General features: G+C 67.8%; 10 protein-coding genes. 6 read left to right on the plus strand and 4 right to left on the minus strand.

Features of this window, described 5'->3' with window-relative positions; all coding sequences use genetic code 11:
* Together VFF46_RS23325 and VFF46_RS23330 are read left to right on the plus strand one after the other, a co-directional pair.
* Nucleotides 1–1,257, plus strand: a 1,257-nt coding sequence (locus VFF46_RS23325) for an alpha-L-rhamnosidase C-terminal domain-containing protein (RefSeq protein WP_325039322.1), incomplete at its 5' end; no start/stop codon positions are given.
* An 11-nt stretch (nt 1,258–1,268) separates the two neighbouring features.
* The gene (locus tag VFF46_RS23330) at nt 1,269–2,543 is read left to right on the plus strand and encodes a DUF3089 domain-containing protein (protein ID WP_325039323.1); all 1,275 of its coding nucleotides are present in this window, start codon (nt 1,269–1,271) and stop codon (nt 2,541–2,543) included.
* A gap of 29 nt (nt 2,544–2,572) precedes the next feature.
* Here the strand turns inward: VFF46_RS23330 and VFF46_RS23335 are convergent, their stop codons facing one another.
* The 4 genes from VFF46_RS23335 to VFF46_RS23350 form a co-directional block, all read right to left on the minus strand.
* Entirely contained in the window at nt 2,573–3,514 is a 942-nt protein-coding gene (locus VFF46_RS23335) for a glycoside hydrolase family 43 protein (RefSeq protein WP_325039324.1), read from the minus strand.
* Nucleotides 3,511–5,163, minus strand: coding sequence for an ABC transporter substrate-binding protein (locus VFF46_RS23340; protein WP_325039325.1), 1,653 nt, complete (start codon nt 5,161–5,163; stop codon nt 3,511–3,513). The genes VFF46_RS23335 and VFF46_RS23340 overlap by 4 nt, the downstream gene beginning before the upstream one ends.
* 72 nt (nt 5,164–5,235) lie before the next feature.
* A complete protein-coding gene (locus VFF46_RS23345; protein ID WP_325039326.1) occupies nt 5,236–6,186 on the minus strand; it encodes a carbohydrate ABC transporter permease in 951 nt (316 codons plus the stop codon).
* Entirely contained in the window at nt 6,183–7,169 is a 987-nt protein-coding gene (locus VFF46_RS23350; protein WP_325039327.1) for an ABC transporter permease, read from the minus strand. The genes VFF46_RS23345 and VFF46_RS23350 overlap by 4 nt, the downstream gene beginning before the upstream one ends.
* Nucleotides 7,170–7,346: 177 nt before the next feature.
* Here VFF46_RS23350 and VFF46_RS23355 point away from each other — a divergent pair, with 177 nt between their 5' ends.
* The 4 genes from VFF46_RS23355 to VFF46_RS23370 all read left to right on the plus strand — a co-directional run.
* Nucleotides 7,347–8,663, plus strand: a complete 1,317-nt coding sequence (locus VFF46_RS23355) for an L-fuconate dehydratase (protein ID WP_325039328.1) — start codon at nt 7,347–7,349, stop codon at nt 8,661–8,663.
* Nucleotides 8,660–9,379 carry a FadR/GntR family transcriptional regulator gene (locus VFF46_RS23360; protein ID WP_325039329.1) on the plus strand — a complete coding sequence of 240 codons (720 nt, stop codon included), beginning with the start codon at nt 8,660–8,662 and terminating at the stop codon, nt 9,377–9,379. Before VFF46_RS23355 ends, VFF46_RS23360 begins: the two co-directional genes overlap by 4 nt.
* 6 nt (nt 9,380–9,385) lie before the next feature.
* Nucleotides 9,386–11,410, plus strand: coding sequence for a glycoside hydrolase family 36 protein (locus VFF46_RS23365; protein ID WP_325039330.1), 2,025 nt, complete (start codon nt 9,386–9,388; stop codon nt 11,408–11,410).
* A 228-nt stretch (nt 11,411–11,638) separates the two neighbouring features.
* Nucleotides 11,639–11,874: hypothetical protein (locus VFF46_RS23370; protein WP_325039331.1), on the plus strand; the 236-nt coding region annotated here is incomplete at its 3' end.

Raw genomic sequence — 11,874 nt, forward strand, 5'->3', positions numbered from 1 at the left:
CTGCGGACCGTCGACCTGACCGCGCACGACGCGTACGTCGACTGCCCGACCAGGGAGCAGCGGGCGTGGACCGGAGACGCGGTCGTGCACCAATCGGTGGACCTGGTCGCGAACCAGGACTGGAGCCTCGCGCGTTGGAACCCCCAGCTCTCGGCGCAGCCGCGCGTCGACGGACTGCTGCCGATGGTCGTCGCGGGCGACTTCGCGACCACGCAGATCCCGACCATCCCGGACTGGTCGCTGCACTGGATCCGTTCGGTCCACAACCTCTACCGCTACACCGGCGATCGCGCGCTCGTCGCCTCGCTGGCCGGCACGGTCGAGGGGATCCTGCGCTGGTTCGAGCGGTACGTCGACGAGCACGGCCTGGTGAGCGACGTACCGGGTTGGGTGCTGATCGACTGGTCGCCGGTCCAGGTACGCGGGACGAGCGCGGCGCTGAACGCCTTGGTGGCAAGGGGTTTGCTGGACTTCGCGGAGCTGTCCGACTGGCTCGGAGACGCGGGCCGTGCGCGCTGGGCGCGGGAGCTGCACGCGCGGCTGCGGAGCGGATTCGAGCTGTTCTGGGATCCGGAACGGCGTGCCTACCGCGACAACGTCGTCGGCGGCAGGCGCGGATCGTCGGTCAGTGAGCACGTAGCCGCGGCCGCGGTGTGCGGCGACCTGGTACCACCCGAGCGGCGTACCGACGTACTCCGGCTGCTCCTCGACCGCGACGCCATGTTCACCGCGAGCCCGTTGGCCGACCACGGTGGTGACGCACGCGGGCCGAACGACGATCAACCCGTGTCCCTGCGGCCGGAACCCGACTGGGACACGGAGCGGCTGGTCGTCGGCGCGCAGCCCTTCTTCAGGTACGTCGTCCACGACGCGCTGGCGCTACTCGGCGCGGCCGACCGGATCGAACAGTTGTGCCTCGACTGGCTCGACCTGTTGAAGGACGCACCGACGGCGTTCCGCGAGTGCTGGGAAGGCGGGTCGTACTGCCACGGCTGGTCGGCCACGCCTACACGTGATCTGGTCCGCTACACACTGGGCATCAGTCCCGCCGTACCGGGATTCGAGGTGGTCCGGATCGCCCCACGGCTCGGGTCGCTCACGTGGGCGCGTGGTGCGGCGCCGACGCCGTACGGCGTGGTCTCCGTGAACGTCGAGGGGACCCGGCTCCGGGTCGAGTCGCCGGTCGAGGTGGAAGTCGTCTCGCGATCGGGCGAGACGACACGTCATCCGGCCGGCCTGGTGGAAGCAGATCTGTGATGGGAGTCCGGATGAAGCCCTTGATCGCTGCGGTCGTGGCCGGTTTGCTGATCGCGGCGGCGGGTGCACCACCGGCCACGGCAGGCGATCCGCTGGCCGACCCGGTCTGGTTGTGCAAGCCGGGTATGCCGGCGAACCCGTGCAACCAGGACGCGTCCGGGAACCCGGTCGAGTCGCCGGGCCTCGTGCGGTATCCGGACGGCGGCGTCGTCACGCTCGACTCGACCCTGACCGGGGGACAAGTCGAGCACTTCGTGTCCGAGCCGGATCCGCCGGTCGACTGCTTCTACGTGTACCCAACGGTCGACCTGGTGGCGAACCCGTTGCTGCAGCTCGGCTCGATTCCACCGGCCGCTCGTCCCAACGAGGCGGCCGTGATGTTCGCGCAGGCTGCTCAGTTCACCGGTCAGTGCCGGATGTTCGCACCGCTCTACCGGCAGGCGACACTTCCCGACCTCGCGGTCGGCACGATCCTGGGCGCCGACGCGTACCTAGGCCCCGGCTTCGCCGATGTCCGGCAGGCGTGGGACTACTACTGGCAACACGACAACCTGGATCCGCGGACCGGGCAGCGGCGCGGGGTGATCCTGTTAGGTCACTCGCAGGGGAGTGTCGCGATCGAGCGGTTGATCCAGTCGTCGATCGACGGCAACCCTGACGTCACCCGCCAACTGGTGTCCGCGGTGCTGCTCGGCGGAGCCGTACAGGTGCCGACCGGTGGCGTCGCCGGAGGCGGCGACGACCCGGACTCGACCTTCCAGCACCTGCCGCTGTGCCGGCGAGGCTCGGGCCTGCAGGTTCCGGTCGGTTGCGTGGTGGCCTACTCGTCGTACACACCGGCGGCCGGTACTGCGCCCGGCTCCGGGACGCTTGCCTGGAGCAACAAGCCTGGCCACCAGATCGCGTGCGTCAATCCGGCGGCGCTCCTGCGCGGCGATGACGCCGGTACGACGACATCCTTGGACGCTTACATGCCGACGCGGAGTCTCGTGCAGGGCAACCTGCTCAACCCCAACGGTCATCTCGCGCTCGTGCTGCTCGGGTACAACTTGATGGACTACGCCACGGGCTTCGCCCATTACCCCTCGACGCTCACCGGCCAGTGCCGGTACGCACCGGGCGCCGGTGGAAGCTCCAGTTGGTTGCACATCACTGGCGGAGACTTCCTGCCGGCGTCAGCGAGTACGTCGCCCCTCGGCCTGCACGTCGCCGACTACAACCTGACGCTCAGCAATCTCAAGGCACTCCTGACCGCCCAGTCCACCGCCTGGAAAGCCCACCCATGACCGAAGCCCCAACCGGTGCCGCGTCAGCGTTACGTCCAGGCCCGGGTGAGGCGTTGGTGCTCGGCGGCGGTGATCGGGAGCACCACGCCGTGGCAGGGGTGGTCCGGCAGACGGTAGGAGTCGCAGGGAGTCCAGTGGCCGCCGGCCAGATCGGTGGTCTCGAAGGGGACGTAGCGTCGCTCGGGCGTGAACTCGTCGATCCAGAGGTACCACTTGTCCGCGGTGTTCGACTTGTACACCAGTGGTCCCTCGCCCCGGACGATCGTGCCCAGGCCGATGCCCTCGGCAACGGGCTTCCAGTCCACGGCGGTCAGCGAGGGTGAGGTCTCGCAGAACACCGACTTCCCGAGTGGTGCGTCGGCGGTGCGGCTGCGCTCGTCCTTGAGAAAGCGGTACCACGCCCCGTCGTGGTGGATCATCGTGGCGTCGATCGTCTGCCAGCCGCGGTCGATCCAGACCTGTGGCGCGGAGAAGCCGCGGAAGTCGCGGGTGGTCGCGCGCATGATCCGGTTGTACGCCTGGCCTTCGTGTTCGGGACCGGCGTACAGGGTCGACGACCAGTGGACCAGGTACGCATCCTGCTCGGGATCCCAGACCGCCTCCGGCGCCCAGGCGTTGCCGGCCTCGGGCGGTGCGACCTCGACGAGCCGCGCCGTACTCCAGTGCACGAGGTCGGCGGACTCCCAGATCACGATGGAGCGGCTGCCGTGCCGCTGGTGCCGGTCCCAGTCGAGACTCACGTGCAGCCGCAGATCCGTCGCGACCAGGAAGAACCGGGATCCGTCCGGAGAGCGTACGAGGTGCGGGTCGCGCACACCGCGCTCACCGACGGCCGACCGCAGTACGGGCCGGCCGCCGTTGAGATCGTCGAAGTGCAACGGGTCGTTCCCGTCGCTCACCGCGAAGTGGATCTGCTCCCCGTCGCCGGACTCCCGCTTGAAGTGCGCGTAAAGGTAGCCGCTGTACGTCACTTGTTGGGGACCTTGTCGTAGGCGTTCTGCTGGATCTGCAGGTACCGCTTCAGGCCGAGGCTGTCCAGGCCCTTCACGTAGGCGTCCCAGTCGGTGTCGAGGTTCTTCGAGCCTGTGATGAACTGCAGTGCGTTCTGCTGGACGTAGTTCTCGATGTTGGTCTGCAGCGTCGCGACCTCGCTGGCCAGGGTGGGGTCGATCCACACCTTCCAGAACGGATAGATCTGGGCCTTGTCCTCGTGGCCGGCGTACAGCTTCGTTGCCTCGAACAACTTACGTTCGTACCCCGCCTGCGAGTAGATGTCGGTGCCGATCACCTCGGAGTTCCGGAACTTCGCCGTGTTGTTGTACTGCGCGAGCGCGCCCCAGCCGGAGTTGAGCGGCTTCGACCCGGGCTTCTGGGTGATCTGCTTGAAGGTCGGCTTCATCGCCTTGTCCAGCGCCACGTCGCCCGGGCCCGGTTTCGTCCAGGCCTTGCCCTCCATGCCGAACTGACCGTTGATCTGGCCCTGGTCGGTGAAGATGTAGTCGAGCAGCTTGATGGCCTGGATCTGCTGTTCCGGGCTCGCCTTGGAGGTCAGGACGAACGTGGCACCCGGAACGCTCGGGAAGGTGTAGCCGGTGTAGTTCGCACCCTTCGGCCCGGTCAGCGGCGGTACGGCGTCGTACTGCTTGTCGCGGCCGTCCGCCGAACCGGTGTTCACGAACTGGCCCGGATGCAGCACGGTGGCGGAACCGAGGACCACCGAACCGGCGCGGTTGCCCTGCTGCGACAGTGCGTCCCCGTTCTGGGTGAAGGCGCCCTTGTCGATCAGGCCCTCCTTGTAGAGCGAGTTGATGTACCGCAGGCCTTCGCGCCAGCCGTCCTTGTTCGCCTGGAGATCAACCTTCCCGTTGTTCAGTACGAGCGTCGAGGCGTTGCTGGCGCCGGCACCTTGCGGGTCGTAGATGAAGGCGTCCATGAAGTACGGGATCAGGTTGTTGCCGACCGACGCGCTGAGCGGGATCTCGTCGGCCTTGCCGTTGCCGTTCGGGTCCTGCGTCTTGAAGGCCTCCAGGACCTTCCGCAGGTCCTCGGTGGTCTTCGGCTGCTGCAGCCCGAGCTTCTTCAGCCAGGCCGAGTTCATCCAGAGCTTGTCCTGGTACGAGCAGTGGAAGCAGTCCACCCACTGCGGCATCCCGTAGATCTTGCCGTCCGGAGCGGTCGCCATCGCCTTCCACTCGGGCGTGGAGTCCAGGGCCTTCTTGATGTTCGGCGCGTACTGGTCGATGAGCTGGTTGAGCGGGACGAGCACGCCCTGGTTCGCCAGCTTGAGCAGATCGACCTGGCTGAACTGGTCGACCCACGGAATCAGCAGGTACAGGTCCGGGTAGTCGCCGCTGGCCAGTGAGATCTGCCGCTTCTCCTTGGCCGCGCCGCCGTCGAACGTGGTGTTCTGCCACTTGATCGTGATGTTGAACTTCTGCTGCACGAGTTTGGTGAAGTCGTTGGTGGCGAGGTTCCAGTCGGCCGACTGGGGAGCGAAGACGTTCAGCGTGACGGCCGGGTTGCCGGTGATCGTCGGCAGCGGCTTGCTCGCGGGATCCTTCGAGCTGCCGCCGCCGGAGCAGGCCGCGAGTGCGAGTACGAGCAGGGCAGTGCCAGCCACCGCGGCACGCCGGCGCCTACTGAGCTTTACGGACATCAGGTTCCTCACAGAGGTCGGGACGAAGTCGGAGGATCAGCCCTTCACGGCGCCGATCAGGATTCCCTTGGTGAAGTAGCGCGCCACGAACGGGTAGATCAGCAGCACCGGCACGCTCGCCACCACGATCAGCGAGTACTTGAGCAGATCGGCGAGCTGCTGGCGCTGGATGACGACGGACGCGTCGACGGCGCCGCCGCCGGTGGTGTTCAGGATCAGGATGTTCCGGAGCACGAGCTGCAGCGGGAACAGATCCGGGTTCTTCAGGTAGATCAGCGCGTCGAAGTACGAGTTCCACTGCATGATCGCGTACATCAGCGCGACCACCGCGATCATCGGCTTGGCCAGCGGGATCACCACCGACCAGAGGAAGCGCAGGTCGCCGCAGCCGTCCAGCTGGGACGCCTCGACCAGCTCGTCGGGGATCGCGGTCCGGAAGTAGGTGCGGGCGATGATGACCTGCCAGACACCGATCGCCTGCGGGACGATCAACGCCCACCGGGTGTCCAGCAGCCCGGCCGACTGGACCACCAGGTACGTCGGGATCAGGCCGCCGGTGAACAGCATCGTGAACAGGATCAGCGTCATCACGACGTTCCGGCCGACCAGCGTCCGCCGGGACAGCGGGTAGGCGATCGCGATCGTCATCGTGACGCTGACGATCGTGCCGACGACCGTGTAGAACAACGAGTTCAGGTACCCCTGGACGATCTGCGGATTCTCGAACACGGCGTGGTACCCGCGCAGCGAGAAGCCGACCGGCCAGAACGTCACCCGGCCGCCCGACACGGCGTCCGGGCTGCTGAAGGAGCTGGCCACGATGTACACCAGCGGCAGCAGCACGACGAGCAGGAAGACCGCGAGCAGCAGGTACACGCAGAACAGGAAGATCCGGTCGGTCCGCGGCTCGCGGATCCGGCGGGCGCGGGAGGCCCGGCGCTCGAGCCGCTTGCCGGTCGACGGGGTCGTCTCGCTGACGGCAGTCATGACCACAGTCCGTTCCCGGTGATTCGTTTGGCGACGGCGTTCACGACGAGCAGCAGGACCAGGTTGATCACCGAGTTGAACAGGCCCACCGCGGTCGCCATGCTGAAGTCCGCGTTCAGCAGACCGGTCTTGTAGACATAGGTCGCGATGATCTCGGACTCGCTCAGGTTCAGCGGGTTCTGCAGCAGGAACGCCTTCTCGAAACCGATCGCCATGATGTTGCCGACGGCAAGTACCAGGATGATGACCGCGGTCGGCATGATGCCGGGCAGGTCGACGTGCCGGATCCGCTGCAGCCGGCTGGCGCCGTCCACCCTGGCGGCCTCGTGCAGCGCGGGATCGATGCCGGCGAGTACCGCCAGGTAGATCACCGCGGAGTACCCGGTGGTCTGCCAGACGTCGGACCAGACGTAGATGTGCCGGAAATAGCCGGGGTTGCCGAGGAAGTCGATCGCCGGCACACCGAAGAAGCCCAGTCCCTCGTTCACGATGCCGAGCCGCGGCGACAGCACCAGGATGGTCATCGACACGACCACCACGGTGGAGATGAAGTACGGCGCGTACGTGACCAGCTGCACGGTCCGCTTGAAGACGCCGTTGCGGACCTCGTTCAGCGCCAGGGCGAGGACGATCGCGATCGGGAAGCTCGCCGCCACCGTGTAGACCGACAGGACGAAGGTGTTCTTCACCAGGGTCCAGAACACCGGGTTCTGGAAGAACAGCTCGAAGTTCTGCCAGCCGATCCACGGGCTTCCCCAGATGCCCTTGATCACGTTGTAGCTCTTGAACGCGAGGACGGCGTTCGACATCGGGATGTACTTGAAGACGACGAACCAGATCAGCGGTACGACCATCAGCAGGTACAGCGTCCAGTGCCGTCGAAGGCTGCGGCGCAGACCCTGGATCCCTGGGCGTTCACGTCGTCGCCGGCGGCGTACCGGTGTCTCACCGGCCGGCGGCCGGACTGTGGTCAGTGTTGCCATGGAGCCTCCTTGTCCGTGCCGTGGTCAGCTGGTGCTCCGGCCCCGTCCGATGGCCGGAAGGACGAGGATTAATCCCATGAATTGCCGGGATCGTAGCGCCCGTGCTGCCTCTGATCCATACTGAAGCTCATCAAAGATGGCAAAAGATCCCATCTATCCGTGACAGTGAGGCCCGCCATGCCACGTATCACCTCGGTCGAGGTCGTCGATGTCCGCTTCCCCACGTCGCGCACCCAGGACGGGTCCGACGCGATGAACAAGGACGGCGACTACTCCGCGGCGTACGTCGTCCTGCACACCGACGAACCCGGCCTGGCGGGTCACGGCTTCACGTTCACGATCGGGCGCGGCAACGACCTGTGCGTCGCGGCGGCCCGGCAACGTGCTCGACCGTTGGTCGGCCTGGACGTCGACGAGGTCTGCGGTGATCTCGGTGGGACGTACCGTGCCCTGCAGGCCGACAGCCAGCTGCGATGGCTCGGCCCGGACAAGGGAGTCGTGCATCTGGCACTGGCGGCGGTGATGAACGCGGCGTGGGACCTCGCCGCCCGCCGGGCCGGCGTACCGCTGTGGCGGCTGCTCGCCGAGATGTCGCCGGAGCAACTGGTCGACGCCGCGGACCTGCGGTATCTGACCGACGTACTCACCCGGGAGCAGGCGATCACGCTGCTGGCCGGCCGTGAAAGTGGCCGGAAGCAACGAATCGGGGAGCTGGCGGAGACCGGCTATCCCTGCTACACCACGTCGGCCGGCTGGCTCGGATACCCGGACGCGAAACTGCGTCGGCTCGCCGAGGAAGCCGTTGCCGCCGGCTACAAACACGTCAAGCTCAAGGTCGGCGCGAACCTGGCCGACGACATCCGGCGCTGCGGCATCGCCCGCGAGGTGCTCGGACCGGACGGTCACCTGATGATCGACGCGAACCAGGTGTGGGACGTGCCCGAGGCGATCGAATGGGTCAAGGCGCTGGCGGAGTTCGACCCGCTGTGGATCGAGGAACCGACCAGTCCCGACGACATCCTCGGTCACGCCGCGATCCGCAAGGCGGTGGCTCCGATCGGGGTCGCGTCCGGCGAGCACGGGATGAACCGGGTGCTGTTCAAGCAGATGTTCCAGGCCGGTGCGCTCGACTACTGCCAACTGGATGCCGCTCGCCTCGGCAGTGTGAACGAAGTACTCGCGGTCTACCTGCTCGCGGCCTGGTTCGACGTGCCCGTCTGCCCGCACGCGGGCGGCGTCGGGCTGTGCGAACTCGTCCAGCACCTGGCGATCTTCGACTACGTCGCCGTGTCGGGTTCGCTCGAGGGGCGTGTGACCGAGTACGTCGACCATCTCCACGAGCACTTCGTCGAGCCCTGCATCGTGCGGAAGGGCGCGTACGTGCTGCCGGTCGCGCCCGGTTACAGTGCCGAGATGTACAGGGAGTCGATCGAGACCTTCAGCTTTCCGGACGGCAGTTGCTGGGCCGCGAGCGCCGCCGGCGAACTGCCATGAGCGCCGCTGTCTCCCAGACCGACGTAGTGGTGCAAGGCGTCCGCCAGATGATCATCGACGGCCGGCTGCGCCCGGGGGACCGGCTGCCGATCGAGCGGGATCTCGCCGCCGCGCTCGGAGTGTCCAGGAACCCGCTGCGCGAAGGGGTCCGGGCACTGTCGATCATGGGTGTGCTGGAGACCCGGCAGGGCGCCGGCACCTACGTCACGACCCTCGATCCGTCGCTGCTGCTGGCTCCGATGGGCTTCGTGGTGGACCTCCAGGACGGGAGCGGTACGCACCACCTGCACGCCGTACGGCGGATCCTCGAGACCGAGGCCGCCGCACTCGCGGCCCGGCAGATCGACGCGGGCGCGCTGGCCGCCGCGGAGGAACTGCTGCGCCGCAACGCGACCGAGCTGCGGCTCGCGGAACCGAACCACGAGACCGTGATCGAGAACGACATCGCCTTCCACCGCATCATCGCCGAGACGGCCGGCAACCCGGTGCTGACCGCGCTGATCACGGCCCTCGGCGGACGGACGATGCGCGATCGCCTCCGCCGCTCGGTCGCACAGCCCGGAGCCGACGACACCTCGCATCGCGAGCACCTGTCGATCCTCGCCGCGCTCACCGCCCGCGATCCGGAGCGCGCCCGTACCCGGATGGCGGCCCATCTCTTCACCGTCGAGGACTACCTCATCGACCACCGCCCGTCGAGTTCCACGACCACCTGAGGACCTATGACCGACCTGCTGCGCTGGACCACGCCCGACCTCACGCTCACCTTCGCCCTCGACGACGGTCCCGTCCGGCTGATCGCCGTCCGCGAGGCCTCGCAGCCGAACGGGGGCGACCCGGCACCGAGCCAGCCTCTGGTGGAGGTCGCGGCCGTCGGGCACGGTCATTCCACCAATCGTCATGCCGGGACCGTTCTCGGGCAGCGGTTGCGGTACGTCGGGCAGACGGACACCGGGACGACGCTGCGCATCGTGCAGGAGGACCCGGCGACCGGGCTTCGCGTGACCAGCGTCTTCGAGGCGGGTGCCGGCGTACGCGCCTGGAGTGAAGCCTCGATCACCGGGCCGGGCTCGCTGGAACTCACCCACCTCTCGTCGCTGGTGGTCGGCCTGGCATCGATCGACGCCGACCTGTACTCGGCCGCGAACAGCTGGATGGCGGAGAACCGTTGGTCGAAGGACGGCGTCCGGGACGTGCTGGCCGATATCGTCCGCGACCCGCACCACCACGTGGCCAACAGCCGGTACGCGGTGACCTCGACGAACTCGTGGTCGACCGGCGAAGCGCTGCCCATCGGCGTGCTGGTCGATCGCGGTACGCCGTACGCCCTCGGCTGGCAGATCGAGCACAACGGGCCCTGGCACTACGAGCTCGGCGAGACCCGGCGCGGTGGCTATCTGTTGCTGAGCGGGCCGACCGACCTCGAGCACCAGTGGAGCGTCGAGGTGACCGCCGACCGGCCGTTCACGTCAGTGCCGGTGTCGCTGGTCACCGGAAGCGACGTCGACGGCGTGTTCGGGGCGCTCACGCGGCAGCGCCGGGCGATCCGGAGGCGCCGCCCGGTCGACGACCGGATGCCGGTCGTCTTCAACGACTACATGAACACGTTGCTGGGCGACCCGACGACCGCGAAGCTGCTGCCGTTGATCGACGCCGCCGCCGAGGCCGGTGCCGACTACTTCTGCATCGACGCGGGGTGGTACGCCGAAGGCGACTGGTGGAACACCGTCGGTGCCTGGCAACCGTCGGCGACCCGCTTCCCGAACGGGCTGGCCGAGGTGATCGACCGGATCCACCGGCACGGCATGGTGCCCGGGCTGTGGCTCGAACCCGAGGTCGTCGGCGTCCGTTCACCGATCGCCGCCGAGCTGCCCGACGAGGCCTTCCTCACCCGGCGCGGCCGGCGGATCGCCGAGAATGGCCGGTACCTGCTGGACCTGCGCGATCCGGCCGCACGCAAGCACCTCGACGACACGGTCGACCGGCTCGTCGGCGACTTCGGCATCGGGTTCTTCAAGTTCGACAACAACACCCAGACCGGACCGGGCAGCGACAAAGGTGGGACGTCGCTCGGTCACGGCCTGCTCGAGCACAATCGCGCCGTACTCAACTGGCTGGAGGACGTGCAGGCGCGGCATCCGGACCTGCTGATCGAGAACTGCGCGTCGGGTGCGATGCGGATGGACTACGCCATGCTGTCCCGGCTTCATCTGCAATCCACCTCCGACCAGGAACATCCGTTGCTCTACGCACCGATCGCCGCGGCCGCGCCGGCCGCCGTACTGCCCGAGCAGGCCGGGCACTGGGCATACCCGATCACCGGGACCAGCCGTGAGGAGTTCACGTTCGCCCTCGTCAACGGCATCCTCGGGCGCCTGTACCTGTCCGGCCACCTGAACCGGATGACGCCGGACGAGCTCGACCTGATCCGCTCCGCACTGGCCGCGCACCGCGCCGTACTCGCCGACCTGGAAACCCTCGAGCCGGGCTGGCCCCTCGGCCTCCCCGGGTGGAACGACGAATGGATCGCCCTCACCCTCAACGGTCCAGCGACCGGCTACCTCGCCGTCTGGCACCGCACGCCCGGCCCGGCCACCATCACCCTTCCCCTCCCCGCGACCCGGCTCGAGCCGCACTTCCCGGCCGACCCGGGCGACTGGTCCTTCCATGCCTCATCCGGCGCCCTGACCATCACAACCCCCACGCCCGAACCCTCCGCCCGCGTCTTCCGCCTCAACCTTCCGTGACCTCTGACGCCACAAGTTGCTGAGAGCAACCGTTGACGATGGTGTGAGACGGCCGGCGGCAGGCCGGCGGCCGTGGCGCCCAGGGTGCTGCCGGTCCGGGCGCCTCCGGCCCAGATGTCGCTGTTGGTGACCTGCTCTGCGAGGAGTACGCCGACCGAGGGGCTCACGCCGACGGAGTGCTTGTATCCTAGTTGTACCCCAATTGTGGCCAAGAAGTGGAGGAGCCGGATGGCGTCCAACGAGTCGACCCGCCGAGCGCAGGACAAGGCAGACGGCCGGCGGCGGGCCTACCTGCGGATTGCGCCGCTCGTCGCCATCGCGGTGGCCGGAGTCGTGCTGGTCGGCCTGTCGATCCAGAGCAACGGCTCCAGCGATCAGGCGGACGTGTCCAAGGCGACGTCGACGCCCTCGGGTCCGGCGAAGTCGGAGGACCCGGGCCTGGCTCGTCGTACGGCCGGCGATCC

The organism is Kribbella sp. (genome assembly GCF_035655035.1).
Taxonomy (GTDB): Bacteria; Actinomycetota; Actinomycetes; order Propionibacteriales; family Kribbellaceae; genus Kribbella.

Coding starts and splice junctions, on each gene's coding strand:
- VFF46_RS23330 (WP_325039323.1), top strand. CDS start 1,269: ATGAAGCCCTTGATCGCTGCGGTCGTGGCCGGTTTGCTGATCGCGGCG.
- VFF46_RS23345 (WP_325039326.1), bottom strand. CDS start 6,186: ATGACTGCCGTCAGCGAGACGACCCCGTCGACCGGCAAGCGGCTCGAG.
- VFF46_RS23350 (WP_325039327.1), bottom strand. CDS start 7,169: ATGGCAACACTGACCACAGTCCGGCCGCCGGCCGGTGAGACACCGGTA.
- VFF46_RS23355 (WP_325039328.1), top strand. CDS start 7,347: ATGCCACGTATCACCTCGGTCGAGGTCGTCGATGTCCGCTTCCCCACG.
- VFF46_RS23360 (WP_325039329.1), top strand. CDS start 8,660: ATGAGCGCCGCTGTCTCCCAGACCGACGTAGTGGTGCAAGGCGTCCGC.
- VFF46_RS23365 (WP_325039330.1), top strand. CDS start 9,386: ATGACCGACCTGCTGCGCTGGACCACGCCCGACCTCACGCTCACCTTC.